The sequence below is a fragment of the Pseudomonas sp. PA-4-8C genome (assembly GCF_021606625.1).
GTDB classification, from domain to species: domain Bacteria; phylum Pseudomonadota; class Gammaproteobacteria; order Pseudomonadales; family Pseudomonadaceae; genus Aquipseudomonas; species Aquipseudomonas lactis.
The window spans coordinates 31874-49566 of the sequence record NZ_WKCD01000017.1; the positions used below are offsets into that span (position 1 = coordinate 31874).

At 60.5% G+C, this 17693-nt stretch carries 15 protein-coding genes and 1 pseudogene; 10 read left to right on the top strand and 6 right to left on the bottom strand.

The features are described from left to right. Positions 1 to 73 precede the first annotated feature (73 nt). Both GIW04_RS05425 and GIW04_RS05430 read right to left on the bottom strand, forming a co-directional pair. On the bottom strand, positions 74 to 703 hold the full coding sequence (locus GIW04_RS05425) for a TetR/AcrR family transcriptional regulator (protein WP_003195254.1): 630 nt from the start codon (positions 701 to 703) through the stop codon (positions 74 to 76). Between the two features lie 232 nt (positions 704 to 935). Then, the gene (locus GIW04_RS05430; protein ID WP_003195252.1) at positions 936 to 2312 is read right to left on the bottom strand and encodes a glutamine synthetase family protein; all 1377 of its coding nucleotides are present in this window, start codon (positions 2310 to 2312) and stop codon (positions 936 to 938) included. A 278-nt stretch (positions 2313 to 2590) separates the two neighbouring features. Between GIW04_RS05430 and GIW04_RS05435 the strand changes: the two genes are divergently transcribed. From GIW04_RS05435 to GIW04_RS05470, 8 genes are all read left to right on the top strand, one after another. Beyond that, the gene (locus GIW04_RS05435; RefSeq protein WP_080765515.1) at positions 2591 to 2830 is read left to right on the top strand and encodes a hypothetical protein; all 240 of its coding nucleotides are present in this window, start codon (positions 2591 to 2593) and stop codon (positions 2828 to 2830) included. A 79-nt stretch (positions 2831 to 2909) separates the two neighbouring features. Continuing rightward, positions 2910 to 4268: a glutamine synthetase family protein gene (locus GIW04_RS05440; protein ID WP_003195249.1), complete on the top strand. Its 1359-nt coding sequence runs from the start codon at positions 2910 to 2912 to the stop codon at positions 4266 to 4268. Between the two features lie 108 nt (positions 4269 to 4376). Beyond that, positions 4377 to 5741 carry an aspartate aminotransferase family protein gene (locus GIW04_RS05445; RefSeq protein WP_120247484.1) on the top strand — a complete coding sequence of 455 codons (1365 nt, stop codon included), beginning with the start codon at positions 4377 to 4379 and terminating at the stop codon, positions 5739 to 5741. 183 nt (positions 5742 to 5924) lie between these two features. Beyond that, positions 5925 to 7019 carry a polyamine ABC transporter substrate-binding protein gene (locus tag GIW04_RS05450; RefSeq protein ID WP_032897707.1) on the top strand — a complete coding sequence of 365 codons (1095 nt, stop codon included), beginning with the start codon at positions 5925 to 5927 and terminating at the stop codon, positions 7017 to 7019. Positions 7020 to 7259: 240 nt separating this feature from the next. Then, positions 7260 to 8354, top strand: coding sequence for a polyamine ABC transporter substrate-binding protein (locus tag GIW04_RS05455; protein ID WP_098950091.1), 1095 nt, complete (start codon positions 7260 to 7262; stop codon positions 8352 to 8354). A gap of 66 nt (positions 8355 to 8420) precedes the next feature. Further along, entirely contained in the window at positions 8421 to 9563 is a 1143-nt protein-coding gene (locus tag GIW04_RS05460; RefSeq protein ID WP_003195240.1) for an ABC transporter ATP-binding protein, read from the top strand. Beyond that, positions 9560 to 10480 carry an ABC transporter permease subunit gene (locus tag GIW04_RS05465; protein WP_003195238.1) on the top strand — a complete coding sequence of 307 codons (921 nt, stop codon included), beginning with the start codon at positions 9560 to 9562 and terminating at the stop codon, positions 10478 to 10480. Before GIW04_RS05460 ends, GIW04_RS05465 begins: the two co-directional genes overlap by 4 nt. Beyond that, positions 10477 to 11361, top strand: a complete 885-nt coding sequence (locus GIW04_RS05470; protein ID WP_003195236.1) for an ABC transporter permease subunit — start codon at positions 10477 to 10479, stop codon at positions 11359 to 11361. The genes GIW04_RS05465 and GIW04_RS05470 overlap by 4 nt, the downstream gene beginning before the upstream one ends. 138 nt (positions 11362 to 11499) lie before the next feature. Here GIW04_RS05470 and GIW04_RS05475 read toward each other — a convergent pair whose 3' ends face one another. After that, positions 11500 to 12141, bottom strand: coding sequence for an HD domain-containing protein (locus tag GIW04_RS05475; RefSeq protein ID WP_069558179.1), 642 nt, complete (start codon positions 12139 to 12141; stop codon positions 11500 to 11502). 247 nt (positions 12142 to 12388) lie between these two features. Between GIW04_RS05475 and GIW04_RS05480 the strand changes: the two genes are divergently transcribed. Continuing rightward, a complete protein-coding gene (locus tag GIW04_RS05480; RefSeq protein ID WP_120247485.1) occupies positions 12389 to 13354 on the top strand; it encodes a GlxA family transcriptional regulator in 966 nt (321 codons plus the stop codon). Positions 13355 to 13471: 117 nt separating this feature from the next. Here the strand turns inward: GIW04_RS05480 and GIW04_RS05485 are convergent, their stop codons facing one another. Together GIW04_RS05485 and GIW04_RS05490 are read right to left on the bottom strand one after the other, a co-directional pair. Next, positions 13472 to 15826 carry a penicillin acylase family protein gene (locus tag GIW04_RS05485; RefSeq protein ID WP_003195230.1) on the bottom strand — a complete coding sequence of 785 codons (2355 nt, stop codon included), beginning with the start codon at positions 15824 to 15826 and terminating at the stop codon, positions 13472 to 13474. A 26-nt stretch (positions 15827 to 15852) separates the two neighbouring features. After that, complete coding sequence (locus tag GIW04_RS05490; RefSeq protein ID WP_003195228.1) at positions 15853 to 16428, bottom strand: DUF6436 domain-containing protein; 576 nt, start codon at positions 16426 to 16428, stop codon at positions 15853 to 15855. A gap of 98 nt (positions 16429 to 16526) precedes the next feature. Here GIW04_RS05490 and GIW04_RS05495 point away from each other — a divergent pair, with 98 nt between their 5' ends. Then, the gene (locus GIW04_RS05495; protein WP_034134012.1) at positions 16527 to 17468 is read left to right on the top strand and encodes an alpha/beta hydrolase; all 942 of its coding nucleotides are present in this window, start codon (positions 16527 to 16529) and stop codon (positions 17466 to 17468) included. Positions 17469 to 17554: 86 nt separating this feature from the next. Here the strand turns inward: GIW04_RS05495 and GIW04_RS31440 are convergent. After that, positions 17555 to 17693, bottom strand: a pseudogene (locus GIW04_RS31440) (hypothetical protein); the annotation flags it as partial.

Here is a 17693-nt window from a genome sequence, read left to right on the forward strand (position 1 = left end):
GCTCCGCGTCCCGCTGTGCCAAAGGTGACGCAGAGCGTCACGGGATGTATTCCCACGCAGAGCGTGGGAACGATCAGCGCTTGGGCAGGTAGGCCGGCAAATAAAGCCCCACATACGCATCAAACACCCGCATCCCTTCCTCCGCCATGCGCGGCGTAATCAGCCCATGCTGATGCACCGAGCGCGCGTACACGCGGTCGCTCAACTCCAGCGCCAGGGCAAACACATCCACATCGCTCGGTAGCGTTGGCACTTCAAAGTGGCGATTGAACACCGCCAGCATCAAGTCGCCCAATTCCAGATCATGCTGGCGATCGGCCTGGGTCACTTCGGTCAACCCGTGCTGGGCCAGGATCAACTGGCGCGCCGCGGCATCGTTGCTGTAGATGCTGAGCATGCGTTGTTCAACGATGTAGGACAGGTCGCGCCAATGCTTGAGAGATTCATGCTCGATGGGCGCCTGGATGGCGGCGCGAAAGGCCGCGTGAATGTCAGCGGTCAACGCCTCCAGCAATGCCGGCACACTGGCGAAAAAGTGGTACACCGACGACGGCGGAATCTGTGCCCGTTCGGCCACGCTGTAGATCGACAAACTGGCCACGCCTTCGGCGGCCAGCAAGGTGCGGGCGGCGTCGAGGATCGCATCGATCCGGGCCTGGCTGCGGGCGCGGGGTTTGCGAACAGTGGCGGGGCGGGTGGTCATGGATGTCTCCTACAAGGCAGCGGGCATTGTATGAGCAGGAAGGTTGTGTTGTCTGCCAGGCCGCTATCGCAGGCAAGCCAGCTCCCACATTTGACCGAGTTCAAGCCTTGAAATGCGATCCACTGTGGGAGCTGGCTTGCCTGCGATGAGGCCAACCCGGTTTCCCAAAATAAACCCATAAAAAAACGCCGCGGACCAAAGCCAGCGGCGTTCCTTCGACAGCTACCACCGCTTACACGGTATGCAGGTACCAGTTGTACTCAAGGTCGGAGATGGAGTGTTCAAACTCCTCCAGCTCACTTTCCTTACAGGCGACGAAGATATCGATGTATTTAGGATCGATGTACTTGGCCATCACCTCGCTGTCGTCCAACTCGCGCAGGGCATCGCGCAGGTTGTTCGGCAGGCTTTGCTCGTTCTGCTCGTAGCTGTTGCCTTCCACCGGAGCGTTCGGCTCGATCTTGTTGGTCAGGCCGTGGTGCACGCCCGCCAATACCGAGGCCATCAGCAGGTAAGGGTTGGCATCGGCGCCTGCCACGCGGTGTTCGATACGCACGGCATCGGACGAGCCAGTCGGTACGCGAATCGCCACGGTGCGGTTATCCAGGCCCCAGCACGGTGAGTTCGGCACGTAGAACTGTGCGCCGAAACGACGGTAGGAGTTGACGTTGGGGCACAGAAACGCCATTTGGGCGGGTAGGGTCTCCAGCACACCGCCGATCGCGTGACGCAATGCGGCGTTCTGCTCGGGATCCTCGCTGGCAAAGATGTTCTTGCCGTCCTTGTCCAGAATGGAGATGTGTACGTGCAGCCCGTTGCCTGCCTGGCCTGGGTAAGGCTTGGCCATGAAGGTGGTGTCCATCTCATGGTCATAGGCGATGTTCTTGATCAGGCGCTTGAGCAGTACCGCGTAGTCGCAGGCCTTGATCGGGTCGGCGACGTGGTGCAGGTTCACTTCGAACTGCGCCGGGGCACTTTCCTTGACGATGGCGTCCGCCGGGATGCCTTGCTCTTTGGCGCCTTCCAGAATGTCCTGGAGGCAATCGACGTATTCGTCGAGGTCGTCGATCAGGTAGACCTGTGTCGAGTGCGGGCGTTTGCCGGAGATCGGCGAGCGGGGCGGTTGCGGGCGGCCGTTCACGTTCTCCTGGTCGATCAGGTAGAACTCAAGCTCGAAGGCGGCGCAGATGGTCAGACCGAGGTCGTCAAACTTGGTAACAACTTGGCGGAGCACTTCGCGCGGATCGGCGAAGAAAGGTTCACCTTCGAGTTCGTGCATGGTCATCAGCAGTTGCGCGGTAGGGCGCTTTTGCCAGGGTTCATTGCACAGGGTGTCGGGGATTGGATAACAGATTCGGTCAGCATCACCGATGTCCAGGCCCAGGCCGGTGCTTTCCACCGTAGAGCCGTTGATATCCAGGGCAAATAAAGAGGCAGGCAGGTTAATGCCCTTCTCGTAAACCTTGTGGAGGCTGGTGCGTTCGATGCGCTTACCGCGCACCACACCATTCATATCCGCAATTAGAAGGTCTACGTACAGAACCTCAGGATGATCCTTAAGGAACGCGTTCGCTTCGTTAAGCTGAACGGCACGCGGGGGTACCGACATGATGCAACACCTTTGTTGTTAAAAATATCAATCATTGATCTTTTCTGGTTTCAGTCAACCCGAACGGCCTGCCGAAGTCAAGCGAGGCATTTTTTGCCCTAAAAAAGCGCCACGAAGCCTTTTTTGCGGGGTTTTGGGGCGATTTTTTGGGTTTGAGGGGCTTGGGACCTGCAGGCTTGAGCGGGCCGTGTAGGATTTTTTACGGGGGTGTTGTGTAAAAAAATGAACAAGGCTAAGCTCGATTCAAACCCATAACAGCAATAATACCGGGGTGCTTCATGTTTCACCTGCCGCCAATCGGCGTCTGCGCCTGCTCCAGCCAGGCTTTGTCCGCAGCTCGTTCGCCCCGTGTGAATGCCCAGGCACCGGCCAATATTCTTGACGGCCCGGCCGATCTCCTTTTTGCCATCTCCTACGCCACTGACCTGCCCTCATCCGCTGTGCCGATCGTGATTCTGCACAACTTTGGCCTGAGGAATGCAACCCATGGGCAAATGGCAGGTAAGCTCCTACCCTGAATGAAAAAACGACGCGGATGCTGCGTCAACCAACGCCTGGCCTTTAATGGATGCCAGGAAACCCAGCCCAGAGGCATTTATGAGTAACAACCTCGACCAGCTCACCGATTGGTTGAAAGACCACAAGATCACAGAAGTCGAATGCATGATTGGCGACCTCACCGGTATTACCCGGGGCAAGATCTCGCCGACCAACAAGTTCATTGCCGAAAAAGGCATGCGCCTGCCCGAAAGCGTTCTGTTGCAGACCGTGACCGGCGACTATGTCGAAGACGACATCTATTACGAATTGCTCGACCCGGCCGACATCGACATGATCTGCCGCCCCGACCAGAACGCGGTATTTCTGGTGCCGTGGGCCATCGAGCCGACCGCCCAGGTGATCCACGACACCTACGACAAGCAAGGCAACCCGATCGAGCTGTCGCCGCGCAACGTGCTCAAGAAAGTCCTCAAGCTCTATTCCGACCGCGGCTGGCAGCCCATCGTGGCGCCGGAGATGGAGTTCTACCTGACCAAGCGCTGCGAAGACCCGGACTTCCCGCTGCAACCGCCGATTGGCCGCTCCGGCCGCCCGGAAACCGGTCGCCAGTCCTTCTCTATAGAAGCGGCCAACGAATTCGACCCGCTGTTCGAAGACGTCTACGACTGGTGCGAACTGCAGGAACTGGACCTCGACACCCTGATCCACGAGGACGGCACCGCGCAGATGGAAATCAACTTCCGTCACGGCGATGCCCTGTCCCTGGCCGACCAGATCCTGGTGTTCAAGCGCACCATGCGCGAAGCCGCGCTCAAGCACGACGTGGCCGCCACCTTCATGGCCAAGCCCATGACCGGCGAGCCCGGCAGCGCGATGCACCTGCACCAGAGCATCATCGACATCGCCACCGGCAAGAACGTCTTCTCCAATGAAGACGGGACCATGAGCCAACTGTTCCTCAACCACATTGGCGGCCTGCAGAAATTCATCCCTGAATTGCTGCCTTTATTCGCCCCCAACGTGAACTCGTTCCGCCGCTTCCTGCCCGATACCTCGGCGCCGGTGAACGTGGAATGGGGCGAAGAAAATCGCACTGTCGGCCTGCGCGTCCCGGATGCCGGCCCGCAGAACCGCCGCGTGGAAAACCGCCTGCCGGGCGCCGACGCCAACCCGTACCTGGCGATTGCCGCCAGCCTGTTGTGCGGCTACATCGGCATGGTCGAAGGCCATAACCCGAGCGCGCCGGTGGTGGGCCGTGGTTACGAGCGACGCAACCTGCGTCTGCCGTTGACCATCGAAGACGCCCTGGAACGCATGGAAAACAGCAAGACCATCGAGAAATACCTGGGGCAAAAATTCATCACGGGCTACGTCGCGGTCAAGCGGGCCGAGCATGAAAACTTCAAGCGCGTGATCAGTTCGTGGGAGCGGGAATTCCTGCTCTTCGCCGTCTGATGCGCCGGGCGCGCCCTTGGAGGGCGTGATCCCCGTAAATGACGGCCGTCATTTACGGGGATCACGCCCTCCAGGCGCGCCCTTCACTGAAAAGTCTAGGAGATCGGTATGTCCAGCAACAACCCGCAAACCCGTGAATGGCAAGCCTTGAGCAATGATCACCATCTGGCGCCGTTCAGCGACTTCAAGCAATTGAAAGAGAAAGGCCCAAGGATCATCACCAAAGCCCACGGCGTTTACCTGTGGGACAGCGAAGGCAACAAGATCCTCGACGGTATGGCCGGCCTGTGGTGCGTGGCGATCGGTTACGGTCGCGATGAACTGGCCGATGCCGCCGCCAAGCAGATGAAAGAGCTGCCGTACTACAACCTGTTCTTCCAGACCGCACACCCGCCGGTATTGGAGTTGGCCAAGGTCATTTCCGATGTCGCGCCGGCTGGCATGAATCACGTGTTCTTCACCGGCTCGGGCTCCGAAGGCAACGACACCATGTTGCGCATGGTCCGCCACTACTGGGCGATCAAGGGCCAGCCCAACAAGAAAACCATCATTGCCCGCAAGAATGGCTATCACGGCTCTACCGTGGCCGGCGCCAGCCTGGGCGGCATGACCTATATGCACGAGCAGGGCGACTTGCCGATCCCGGGCATTACCCACATCGCGCAGCCGTACTGGTTTGGCGAAGGCGGCGAGATGAGCCCCGAGGAATTCGGTGTGTGGGCCGCCAACCAGTTGGAAGAAAAAATCCTGGAGCTGGGCGTGGACAACGTCGGCGCCTTTATTGCCGAGCCGATCCAGGGTGCCGGTGGCGTGATCGTGCCGCCTGCCACGTACTGGCCGCGCATCAAGGAAATCCTCGCCAAGTACGACATCCTGTTTGTCGCCGACGAAGTAATCTGCGGTTTCGGCCGTACCGGTGAGTGGTTCGGTAGCGATTTCTACGACCTCAAGCCGCACATGATGACCATCGCCAAGGGCCTGACCTCGGGCTACGTGCCCATGGGCGGCCTGATCGTGCGCGACGAAGTGGTGGCGGTGCTCAACGAAGGGGGCGATTTCAACCACGGCTTTACCTACTCCGGTCACCCGGTCGCTGCGGCTGTGGCCCTGGAAAACATCCGCATCCTGCGCGATGAAAAAATCGTTAACCGTGTGCACGAAGAAACGGCACCGTATTTGCAGAAACGTCTGAGGGAACTGGGCGATCATCCGCTGGTGGGTGAAGTACGCGGCGTCGGCATGCTCGGGGCGATCGAGCTGGTGCAGGACAAGGCGACGCGCAAGCGTCACGAAGGCAAAGGCGCCGGCATGATCTGCCGAACCTTCTGCTTCGAGAATGGCCTGATCATGCGCGCCGTGGGCGACACCATGATCATTTCGCCGCCGCTGGTCATCAGCAAGGCTGAAATCGACGAGCTGGTAACCAAGGCCCGCCATTGCCTGGACCTGACTTTGGCTGCCTTGCAGGGCTAAGTGCTAGGCTCAGTGCGCGGTGCATTGGGCAGTTAAAAATGCAGGGGCTTTGGTTGAAAGCCGGCCCCTGAACTTGCCAGACTGTCGCCCTGTTTTGTTGCCCTTCGGTTGGGCCGTAAAACATACAACGCTTGTGGCCCAAAAAAGAAAAAATTGGAGCATCACCAAATGAAGGCATTAGGTTTGAAGAACGCTGGCAAGACCCTCCTCGCCTTGTCCCTGATGGGCGCAATGGCGGGCGCGGCCCAGGCAGACAGCAAAGTGCTGCACGTCTACAACTGGTCCGACTACATTGCACCGGACACCATCGCCAACTTTGAAAAAGAGTCGGGCATCAAAGTGGTGTACGACGTTTTTGACAGCAACGAAACCCTGGAAGCCAAGTTGCTGGCGGGCAAGTCCGGCTACGACATCGTCGTGCCGTCGAACAGCTTCCTCGCCAAGCAGATCAAGGCAGGTGTCTACCAGGAGCTGGACAAGTCCAAGCTGTCCAACTACGACAACCTGAACAAATCCCTGCTCAAGGCCGTATCGGTCAGCGACCCGGACAACAAGCACGCCTTCCCGTACATGTGGGGCTCGATGGGCATCGGCTACAACCCGGAGAAGGTCAAGGCCGCACTGGGCGTGGACAAGATCGACTCGTGGGACGTACTGATGAAGCCGGAAAACATCGCCAAGCTGAAAAGCTGCGGCGTGAGCTTCCTCGATTCGCCAACCGAAATGCTGCCGGTAGCGCTGCATTACCTGGGCCTGCCGACCGACACTACAAAGAAGGCTGATCTGAAACAGGCCGAAGACCTGTTCATGAAAATCCGTCCTTCGATCGGCTACTTCCACTCGTCCAAGTACATCTCCGACCTGGCCAACGGCAACATCTGCGTGGCTGTGGGCTACTCGGGTGACATCGAACAGGCCAAAACCCGCGCGGCTGAAGCCGGTGGCAAGGTCAAGATTGCCTATGACATTCCCAAGGAAGGTGCTGGCAGCTTCTTCGACATGGTCGCCATTCCCAAGGATGCCGAAAACGTCGACGCTGCCTACGCATTCATGAACTACCTGCTCAAGCCAGACGTCATGGCGGCGATCACCAACAGTGTGCGTTTCCCGAACGGTAACGAGAAAGCCACCGCCCTGGTCGATAAAGACATCACCAGCGACCCGGGTATTTATCCGTCGGCCGAAGTGCAATCCAAGCTCTACGCCATTGCCGACATGCCGGCGGCAACTCAGCGTGAAATGACCCGTAGCTGGACCAAAATCAAATCCGGTAAATAACGCCAGAAACCTGTAGGAGCGAGCTTGCTCGCGAAAATCGTCAACGATAACGCAGCGCCTCTGGTCGCCCGCGTTGCCTGTGAGTTCTTCGCGAGCAAGCTCGCTCCTACAAACAGCGGCAACCGTACAGAAAATAAATGACAGAAAGTTTTGCCGGATCGGTTTATCGACGGTAAGTTGCGCGCCGGTTTTGTTGCCGGGCAACAACTTCAAGGCCCCAACTATTAAGAGGACCTCCACTTGCCAATTTCTTTATTTCGCAAAGCCATGCTGGTGGGTGCAGGTATCACGCTGGCTGCCAGCGTGCAGGCCGCACCGACGGTGCATATTTATAACTGGTCGGACTACATCGGCCCCGACACCCTGGTCAACTTTGAAAAGGCCAGCGGTATCAAGCCCGTGTATGACGTGTTTGACTCCAACGAAACCCTGGAAGGCAAGTTGCTCGCCGGGCGTACCGGCTACGACGTCGTGGTGCCGTCCAACCATTTCCTGGGCAAGCAGATCAAGGCTGGCGCGTTCCAGAAGCTCGACAAGTCACTGCTGACCCACTACGCCAACCTCGACCCGGTACTGCTCAAACGCCTGGAAAAGAACGACCCGGGCAACCAATACGCCGTGCCGTACCTGTGGGGCACCAACGGCATTGGCTACAACGTCGACAAGGTCAAGCAAGTGCTGGGTGTCGACAAGATCGACTCCTGGGCGGTGTTGTTCGAACCGGAAAACATGAAGAAGCTGGCCACTTGCGGCGTGTCGTTCATGGACTCGGCCGATGAAATGCTGCCGGCAGTACTCAACTACATGGGCCTGGACCCCAACAGCACCAACCCGGCCGACTACAAGAAAGCCGAGGAAAAATTGCTGAAAGTGCGGCCCTACGTGACCTACTTCCATTCCTCCAAATACATCTCGGACTTGGCCAACGGCAACATCTGCGTGGCGGCCGGTTTCTCCGGCGATGTGTTCCAGGCCAAGGCTCGCGCAGCAGAGGCGGGCAAAGGCGTGAACATCGCCTACACGATTCCAAAAGAAGGCGGCAACCTGTGGTTCGACGTGCTGGCGATTCCCAAGGATGCCAGCAACGTCAAGGAAGCCCACGCCTTCATCAACTATTTGCTGCAGCCTGAGGTGATCGCTCAGGTCAGCGATCAAGTCGGTTACGCCAACCCTAACCCAGGGGCGGACAAACTGATGGAGCAATCGATACGCACTGACGCAGCGGTTTACCCACCGCAGGCGGTTCTCGAGCGGACATTCGTCAACTTTGAGCTACCCCCGAAAGTGCAGCGTTTAATGACCCGTAGCTGGACCAAGGTCAAGACGGGCAAGTAAGGCTCAAACTATCCAAGGCTGGCCCGCATTGGGCCGGCTGCACAGTTTTTTTTGGGAGTTTCGTAAATGGCAGTTGCCTCCGGCGCCTATAAGAAAGCCCTCGAGGGCGACCAGACACCGAAAAAGGTGCTGGTCAAAATCGACCGGGTCACGAAGAAGTTCGACGAGACGATTGCCGTGGACGATGTGTCCCTGGAAATCAAGAAAGGCGAGATCTTCGCCTTGCTCGGCGGTTCGGGTTCGGGCAAATCCACCTTGCTGCGCATGCTGGCAGGTTTCGAGCGCCCAACCGAAGGTCGCATCTACCTCGACGGTGTGGACATCACCGACATGCCGCCCTACGAGCGGCCGATCAACATGATGTTCCAATCCTACGCCTTGTTCCCGCACATGACCGTGGCGCAGAACATCGCCTTCGGCCTGCAACAGGACAAGATCCCCAAGGCTGAAGTCGACGCACGCGTGGCCGAGATGCTCAAGCTGGTGCAGATGAGCCAGTACGCCAAGCGCAAGCCGCACCAGTTGTCCGGCGGCCAGCGCCAGCGTGTGGCGTTGGCCCGTTCCTTGGCCAAGCGCCCGAAACTGCTGCTGCTCGATGAGCCAATGGGCGCGCTGGACAAGAAGCTGCGCTCGCAGATGCAGCTTGAGTTGGTGGAGATCATCGAGCGCGTTGGGGTGACCTGCGTGATGGTGACCCACGACCAGGAAGAGGCCATGACCATGGCCGAACGCATCGCGATCATGCACCTGGGCTGGATCGCCCAGATCGGCAGCCCCATCGATATCTACGAAACCCCCACCAGCCGCCTGGTGTGCGAGTTCATTGGCAACGTCAACATCTTCGACACCCAAGTGGTGGACGACGCTGAAGGCCACGCGGTGCTCAAGTGCCCGGACCTGGACCGCGACATCTACGTGGGCTACGGCATCGCCACCTCGGTGGAAGACAAGTCGGTGACCTACGCGATTCGCCCGGAAAAGCTGCTGGTGACCACCGAAATGCCAACCTGCGAGCACAACTGGTCCAGCGGCAAGGTGCACGACATCGCCTACCTGGGCGGCCACTCGGTGTTCTACGTGGAGCTGCCGAGCGGCAAGCTGGTGCAGTCCTTCGTCGCCAACGCCGAACGCCGTGGCCAGCGCCCAACCTGGGGTGACCAGGTGTATGTGTGGTGGGAAGACGATAGCGGCGTGGTACTTCGCTCATGAACATGAAGAAATTCAAGCGGCGCTTGGATCGCATCGTGCCCAATGGCAAGCAGGTGGTCATCGGGATTCCCTTCCTCTGGCTGTTCCTGTTTTTCGCACTGCCGTTTTTCATCGTGCTGAAAATCAGCTTTGCCGAAGCCGATGTGGCGATCCCGCCCTATACCGAGATCTATACCTACGTTGAGCAAAAGCTGGAGGTGGTGCTGAACCTGGCCAACTACAGCTTGCTGGCGGGCGACGAGTTGTACATCGCCGCCTACCTGGGCTCGCTGAAGATGGCGTTTTTCAGCACGCTGCTGTGCCTGCTGATCGGCTACCCGATGGCCTACGCCATCGCCACCGCGCGCAAAGAGATGCAGACCGTGCTGGTGCTGCTGATCATGATGCCCACCTGGACCGCGATCCTGATCCGGGTGTATGCGTGGATGGGCATCCTCAGCAACAACGGCCTGCTCAATGGCTTCCTGATGTCCATGGGCTTGATCAACGAGCCGCTGCAGATCCTCAACACCAACATCGCGGTGTACATCGGCGTGGTCTATTCGTACCTGCCGTTCATGATCCTGCCGCTGTACGCCAACCTGGTGAAGCACGACCAGAGCCTGCTGGAAGCCGCCTCCGACCTGGGGTCGAGCACCTTCAACAGCTTCTGGAAAATCACCGTGCCGCTGTCCAAGAACGGCATCATCGCCGGTTGCATGCTGGTGTTTATCCCGGTGGTGGGCGAGTTCGTGATTCCTGAACTGCTCGGCGGCCCGGAAACCCTGATGATCGGTAAGGTGTTGTGGCAAGAGTTCTTCAACAACCGTGACTGGCCGGTGGCGTCTGCCCTGGCGGTGGTGATGCTGGCGATCCTGATCGTGCCGATCATCCTGTTCAACCGCAGCCAAGCCAAAGAGTTGGAGGGCAAGATATGAAACGCTTTCGTTTCTCCAGCTTCATGCTGGTCGCAGGCTTGTTGTTCATCTACCTGCCAATGTTGATCCTGGTGATCTACTCGTTCAACGAATCCAAGCTGGTAACAGTGTGGGGCGGTTGGTCGATCAAGTGGTACGTGGGCCTGTTGGACAACACCCAGTTGATGGGCTCGGTGGCCCGCTCCCTGGAAATCGCCTGCTACACGGCGGTGGCGGCGGTGGCGTTGGGTACCCTGGCAGCCTTCGTGCTCACGCGCATCAGCCAGTTCAAGGGCCGCACGCTGTTCGGTGGCCTGGTGACGGCGCCGTTGGTAATGCCCGAAGTGATCACCGGTCTGTCGCTGTTGCTGCTGTTCGTGGCCATGGCGCAGATGATCGGCTGGCCCCAGGAGCGTGGCATCGTCACCATCTGGATCGCCCACACCACCTTCTGTGCGGCGTATGTGGCGGTGGTGGTGTCGGCGCGCTTGCGTGAGCTGGACCTGTCGATCGAAGAAGCGGCGATGGACTTGGGCGCACGGCCGTGGAAGGTGTTCTTCCTGATCACCATCCCGATGATCGCGCCGTCGCTGGCGGCGGGCGGGATGATGTCCTTCGCACTGTCCCTGGATGACCTGGTACTCGCCAGCTTCGTGTCGGGCCCCGGTTCCACCACCTTGCCGATGGAAGTGTTCTCGGCGGTGCGCCTTGGGGTTAAGCCCGAGATCAACGCCGTGGCGAGCCTGATTCTGTTGGCGGTGTCGCTGGTGACCTTCCTGGTGTGGTTCTTCAGCCGTCGGGCCGAAGAGCATCGCAAGAAGGCCATCCAGCAGGCGATTGAAGAAGCTGCGGCGGATGGCTGGCAACAGCCGGACAAACGCCGGGCGCCAGCACCGGTCTAACTGCCGGAACAGGGTGAAAATGTGGGAGCTGGCTTGCCTGCGATTGCGGTGCATCAGTCACTTATAAGATGCTGACCCACCGCCATCGCAGGCAAGCCAGCTCCCACAGTAGTTTTGCGGTGCTTATAAAATCGGGTTTCAGTCAGCCCACGGCGATGTGCGGATCACCTGCACAAAATTCATCGGCTTGAACCCAGGTTCCTGGTCCACCAGCACATCGGTCTTCACGTTGCCAAACGTGGTCTGCGGGCGATGGCGCAAGCCGTCGGCGAACGCGCAGATGATGCACTCCTTGAACCCTTCACCCCGTGGATGCGCATGCACCACCGCTTCGCGCTGCACGCTGCTGAAGGCGGCGTAGTCCATGCCCAGCACGTCCATCTCCACACCAGCGGTCACCAACGCCACCGTGGGGCGCAGGTGTTTCGGCACGCCCGGCGTGGTGTGCAGGGCGATGGACAACCACACTTGTTCAATATCGTCATCGCTCAACCCATAAGGCTTGAGGAACGCGGCGGCGGCGTTGGCGCCGTCCACTTCGAAACGCTCGTCGTCACTGCGGTGGCCTTCCACCAGGCCCAGGTCATGGAACATCGCGCCGACGTAGAGCAACTCCGGGTTGTAGGCCAACTGCTTGCGCTCACCGCTCAAGGCGCCGAACAGGAAGACCCGACGCGAATGGTGGTAGAGCAGGTCGGACTCGACGTCGCGGATGTATTCGGTGGTGGCCCGGGCCAAGGCGCTGTCAGGAATCTGGATACCGGCTATGGTGGTGCTCATGGTGGATCTCCTCTGGAAAGATTCCAGTCTGGTCCCATGACCCAGGAGCGGCTATCGCCACAGGGAGGCGATCCCGGCCAATGTGCCACCACATCGTGCCAAGCCTGTAAGCGATCCCCTGTGGGAGCTTGCTTGCCTGCGATAGCATCACCTCGGTGTACCTGAGGTACCGAGGCGTCTGCATCGCAGGCAAGCCAGCTCCCACAAGGGATTGGTGTTTATTCAGTGGAAAAAGGTGTTTGTGAGTATGGGCAAAACCGTCGCCATCCTGATCTTTCCTGGTGTTCAGTCGCTGGACGTGACCGGGCCGATGGATGTGTTCTGCGAGGCCAACTGCTTCCTGGCGCCCGAGGCTCACTATCGGCTGGAAGTGCTCGGCTTCGGCCACGGCGCCATGGCGGCCTCCAACGGTTTGTCATTGCAGGCGCACAAGCACTACAGCGAAGCCCGACAACCCTACGACCTGCTGCTGGTCGCCGGTGGCCCGCAGTTACCCTTCGAAGATTTCGGCCCCGAGTTTGACGCCTGGCTGCGCACTGCCGCCGCGAAGGCGCAGCGCTTCGGCTCGATCTGCAACGGCGCCTTCATGCTGGCCCGTGCGGGCCTGCTGGACGGTAAGACCGTCACTACCCACTGGAACGACGCCGCCAGCCTGGCGCGCCTGTGCCCCTCGGCCCAGGTCGAAGCCGACCGTCTCTATGTGCAGGATGGCAAGCTCTACACCTCCGCCGGGGTCACGGCAGGTATCGACCTGTCGTTGTATCTGCTGGCCCAGGATCACGGCCCGGAAGTCGCGCTGAGCGTGGCCAAGCGCCTGGTGGTGTTTACCCAGCGCTCGGGCGGGCAATCGCAGTTCAGCCCGTTCCTAACCCCCCATGCCGAAACCACCTCGGCGGTGGCGCTGGTGCAGCTGTACGTGTTGGCCAACCTGACGGGAGACCTGACCATTGCCGACCTGGCCAAGGCGGCCAATATGAGTGCACGTAATTTCTCCCGGGTGTTTGCCCGTGAAGCGCGGATTACGCCGGCGGAGTTTGTCGAGAGGGCGCGTGTGGATGCGGCGCGGGTGATGCTTGAAAGCAGCCATGCACCGCTTAAAACCGTGGCCTATCAATGTGGCTTTCGCGACGCCCAGCACATGCGCAGTGTGTTCAACCGCCGGCTGGGCGTCACGCCGCAACAGTTCAGGCTTAACTTTGCGGCGCCGGTTTGAGCGATGATCGTTCCCACGCTCTGCGTGGTAACGCCTCTTGGGACGCTCTGCGTCCCCGCTTTTAAGGGCGGACGCGGAGCGTCTACGGCTGCATTCCCACGCGGAGCGTGGGAACGATCATCGGGCGGGCAGCAGTTTCAAGGTGCCGCGGGTATTGGCCGTCACTTCCTCATCACTGAAGTGCGCCTGCTCGTACCTTCCCTCGATATAGCTCTGCGCCTGGTCGCCATAGTGCGTATCAAACGGCACACCGCTTTGCCCCACCGGGTTGATGGTGAGGGCGTGGGTCGGGTCGGCGAAGTCGATCAGGCGCCGTGTCGACGGGCCGTAGGTCACCGGCCACGGTGCCGGGCCAATCAGCGCGGTCTGGTTGTTCGGAACCTCATGGCTGCCCGGCGCCGGGAACGGGCCGACGTTGAAAATTTTATCCAGCGGCTTTTGCAGGCCCAGCGGGTGGCCGTGGGTCAGGGTGTGCGCCTTGCCCCACTGCCATTGCGCCGGGTCATCGCCGAACGTCGCCTTGAGGTGGGCCAGGCTGTTGTCCCAGGCGAGCTTGACGGTATCGGCGCGGTTGCCGTTCCACCAGGGCGAGTCTGCCGATGCGGCCAGGCGGGGCAATGCGGCGTCGATCACGCGGGTGCCGAGCAAGGTCTTGAACAAGGCATCGCCGAGTTTGGGGTGAAAGGTCGCGTCGCTGAGGTTGAACAGCAACTGGTTGAACAGCGTGGCGCTGGTGGAGTCCAGCGGGTAGTCACCCTTCCAGTTGGCAAGCTGTTCCACCAATTTGAGTTGCGCCGGGTCCTTGACCACCTCGCGCAGCACCGGCAACAGCGGCGCCAGCAGGCGCGTGCCGTAGGCGGTGGTGGTGCCCAGTTGCAGGGCCTGGCTGTTGGTCACATCCCACTTCACGCTTTTGTCGCTCAACTGCACGTTCAACTGCTGGCCACGATCCGCCAGGTTGTAATAGCCGGGGATCGGCATGCCGGTGGGCGATGCTGGCTGGGCATTGGCGGACACCACATAGCCGCGCGGCGGGTTTTCTTCCTGGGGGTTGGCACTGAAGGGGTAGAAACCCAGCTTGTCGGCCTGGGCGGTACTGCCGTCGAGGATGAACGCCGGGTTGACGCCGGCCGGGCGGATCGGCAACTGCGCCGCCGCCCACCAGCCGATATCGCCCTTGGCGTTTGCCCACACGATGTTCAGGCCCGGCGCCGAGACCTTCGCGGCCGCGGCACGCGCCTTGGCCAGGGTATCGGCACGGTTGAGCTGATAGAAACCATCGAGGATCGGGTTTTCGCTGTCGAGGAACGCCCACCACATGGCAATCGGTGTGCTGCCGGCGTTCTCACCGAGCACATCGTTGATGATCGGGCCGTGGGGCGAGCGGCGCAGGGTGAGGGTCACCGGCGCCTGGCCCTTGACCTGGATCTGCTGCTCGCTGCTGCTCATGTCCACCCATTGGTCGTGATACCAGACCTGGTTGGGGTTGTTTGGGTTGACCTTCTCGGCGACCAGGTCGAGGTCGTCGTTCTGGAACATGGTCAGGCTCCAGCCGAAGTCCAGGTTGTGCCCCAGGAACGCCACCGGTACCAGCGCGTTGTGGTAGCCGTATAGCTCGAAGCCTGGCGCCGACAGTTGCGCCTCGTACCAGACCGAAGGCACCGAAAAACGGATATGAGGGTCACCCGCCAGCAACGGCTTGCCACTTTGGGTATGGCTGCCGCTGACGGCCCAGGCATTGCTGCCTTCGAACTGCGGCAGGCCGTTGTCGGCCAGGGCCTGTTCGCTCAGGGCGGCGATGGCGCCAAGGGTCTGCCAATCGCTGGCCGCCAGGTTGAGTGCGCCCTTGGGTTGCCAGTCGAGATCGAAGACCTTCAAGTAGTCGCTGCCCAGCCGGTCACGCACATAGGTCAGCACCGGCTCGGTGCGAAAGGCCGCGGCAAAGCTGTAGGCCATGTACCCGGCGACGCTGATGCTGTCTTCGGCGGTAAACGGGCGCTTGGCGATGCCCAGCACATCGAACTCCATGGGGCTGGCGTGGCTGTCCTGATACTGATTGATCCCGTCCAGGTAGGCTTGCAGGGCCTTGGACGAGGCTGAGCCAGGGTCCATATGCTCCACATAGCTTAAGGCACGCTCGCGGATGCGCAGGCTGCGAAAGAGCTTATCGGTGTCCAGCAGCTTGGGCCCCAGCACCTCGGCCAGTTCGCCACGGGCCAGGCGCCGCATGATCTCCATCTGGAACAGGCGGTCCTGGGCGTGCACATAGCCCAGGGCGCGGTACAGGTCGGCTTCGTTCTCGGCGCGGATATGCGGTACGCCACGGTCGTCGTAACGCACCGTGACCGAGCCTTGCAGGTGCGCCAGCGTCACCGTGCCCTGGCGCGTAGGTTGTTTGCTGTAGACGTACCAACCGGCGCCCAGGGCGACCAGCACAATCAGCACCGCAAAAACCTGCAAGACGCGCTTCATGAACATTCCTTACCAAAGTGGACGGGCTACAGATCCTTAGGCCACGAACAATAGCAGCCTACCGCGAGGGTGTGAGTGGCATTCACGTCGCGTCCGGTTCCAAGGGCCTTGAGAATTGGCTCGATAAAACTGTTGCTGGCGTTGCAGGTCAGGCCTTCGCTATAGGGGCCGAAATACGCCAGCTTGCCGGTGCGGTCCCAAATGCCCACGGCCGGGCTGGCGGGTATCTGGTCGGCGCCGGCCAGGGCATCAAGGACTTTCAGGTGGCGCAGGTTCTCGGGCAACTGGCCGTGGCTGCCGGGTTTTTGCAGGGCATAGAACTCCACCCCCTGGGGCGCGTACTGCTCGATCAACTCGCCCAGGTGTTGCTGGTTACCGACATTGCACGGGCAGGCCGGGTCCCAGAAGTGCACCAGACGAATCGGGCCAGGGCCGCTGAGGGCGGCGGGCAGTTGCAGCGCATCGCCGGAAAATACCGCGGTGTGTTCGCTGAAGGCGCGCAGGTAGCGGCCCTGGAACCAGTCATAGGCCGCCCACAGTACCCCGGCGCAAATAACCAGGATCACGCTGGCGAACAGGGCGTTACGGTAGGGCGGTCGCATTGGATGTATCCTCGCAGGTCGCGTAGCTTGCCATGCTTGTCCTGACAGATGAATATCGCAGCTCGATATTCATCTTCACCGCAAGTCTGGAAGCCTTTATGCCCGTCACCTTTGACCCTGATCATCTGCGCGAAAGCTTGCGCCCCCTGGTGGATGCGCAGCCGCTGTCAGCCGAGGCGAGGGTTTACCAGCGTTTCTACGGGCTCGACCTGGCCGCACGCCAGGTGCCGGCGGTGAGCCGCCTGGGGCGTTTTGAGGTGGATGGGTTTGAGGTGGTGGCCCAGGTCTGGTGGCCGCCGGCGCCGGTGGCGACGATGTTCCTGTTTCACGGTTTCTACGATCACATGGGGCTGTATCGCCATGTGGTGGATTGGGCGCTGGACCAGGGCTTCGTGGTGATCGCCTGCGACCTGCCGGGCCATGGCTTGTCCAGCGGCGTGCGCGCCAGCATCGATGACTTTGCGGTGTACCAGAGCGTGGTGCAGGCGTTGTTCGTCGAGGCCAAGGCTTTGCAATTGCCGCAACCCTGGCACCTGTTCGGGCAAAGCACCGGCGGCGCCATCGTGGTGGACCACCTGCTCAACCACGGCGCCCAAAGCCCGGCCCAGGGCAAGACCTTCCTGCTGTCGCCGTTGGTGCGGCCGCGTGCCTGGGGTTGGTCGCAGGTCAGCTATTACCTGCTGCGCCCCTTCGTCAAAGGCATCGCCCGGCGTTTCAGCGATAACTCCAACGACCCGGCGTTCAAGCCGTTCCTGGAAGCCGACCCGCTACAGCCTCGCCAACTGCCTACCGCCTGGGTGGGGTCGCTGGCGCGCTGGATCAAACGCATCGAAGCCGCACCCCGCAGCCCCCGGCGCCCGGTGATCGTGCAGGGTGAGGAAGATATGACGGTGGACTGGCAGCACAATCTGCAGGTGTTGCGGGGTAAGTTCGATCAGCCTGAGGTGTTGATGCTCAAGCAGGGTCGGCATCACTTGGCCAATGAAATTCCGCAGATTCGCTATGAGTACTTCAGTTTTCTCACAAGCCACCTGAAATAACGCAATCCAAATGTGGGAGCTGGCTTGCCTGCGATAGCGGTGTAACTGACAGATCGCAATCGCAGGCAAGCCAGCTCCCACAGGGTTTACTGCGTCAGGCTTGAGGTGCTCTGGCCAACGGCAAGCCCTGCGCGAATGGCGGCAAGGGCAGCCTGGTAATACGCCTTGCCCTCCGGCGACTCGGCAAAGGTGGCGAACTCTTCCAGCTCCGGGTCGGACAAATCC

Excerpts from the sequence above, each read along its gene's own strand:
- GIW04_RS05460 (WP_003195240.1), top strand. The coding sequence starts at position 8,421 with ATGGCAGTTGCCTCCGGCGCCTATAAGAAAGCCCTCGAGGGCGACCAG.
- GIW04_RS05495 (WP_034134012.1), top strand. The coding sequence starts at position 16,527 with ATGCCCGTCACCTTTGACCCTGATCATCTGCGCGAAAGCTTGCGCCCC.
- GIW04_RS05445 (WP_120247484.1), top strand. The coding sequence starts at position 4,377 with ATGTCCAGCAACAACCCGCAAACCCGTGAATGGCAAGCCTTGAGCAAT.
- GIW04_RS05465 (WP_003195238.1), top strand. The coding sequence starts at position 9,560 with ATGAACATGAAGAAATTCAAGCGGCGCTTGGATCGCATCGTGCCCAAT.
- GIW04_RS05490 (WP_003195228.1), bottom strand. The coding sequence starts at position 16,428 with ATGCGACCGCCCTACCGTAACGCCCTGTTCGCCAGCGTGATCCTGGTT.
- GIW04_RS05470 (WP_003195236.1), top strand. The coding sequence starts at position 10,477 with ATGAAACGCTTTCGTTTCTCCAGCTTCATGCTGGTCGCAGGCTTGTTG.
- GIW04_RS05440 (WP_003195249.1), top strand. The coding sequence starts at position 2,910 with ATGAGTAACAACCTCGACCAGCTCACCGATTGGTTGAAAGACCACAAG.
- GIW04_RS05475 (WP_069558179.1), bottom strand. The coding sequence starts at position 12,141 with ATGAGCACCACCATAGCCGGTATCCAGATTCCTGACAGCGCCTTGGCC.
- GIW04_RS05485 (WP_003195230.1), bottom strand. The coding sequence starts at position 15,826 with ATGAAGCGCGTCTTGCAGGTTTTTGCGGTGCTGATTGTGCTGGTCGCC.
- GIW04_RS05430 (WP_003195252.1), bottom strand. The coding sequence starts at position 2,312 with ATGTCGGTACCCCCGCGTGCCGTTCAGCTTAACGAAGCGAACGCGTTC.
- GIW04_RS05435 (WP_080765515.1), top strand. The coding sequence starts at position 2,591 with ATGTTTCACCTGCCGCCAATCGGCGTCTGCGCCTGCTCCAGCCAGGCT.
- GIW04_RS05425 (WP_003195254.1), bottom strand. The coding sequence starts at position 703 with ATGACCACCCGCCCCGCCACTGTTCGCAAACCCCGCGCCCGCAGCCAG.
- GIW04_RS05480 (WP_120247485.1), top strand. The coding sequence starts at position 12,389 with ATGGGCAAAACCGTCGCCATCCTGATCTTTCCTGGTGTTCAGTCGCTG.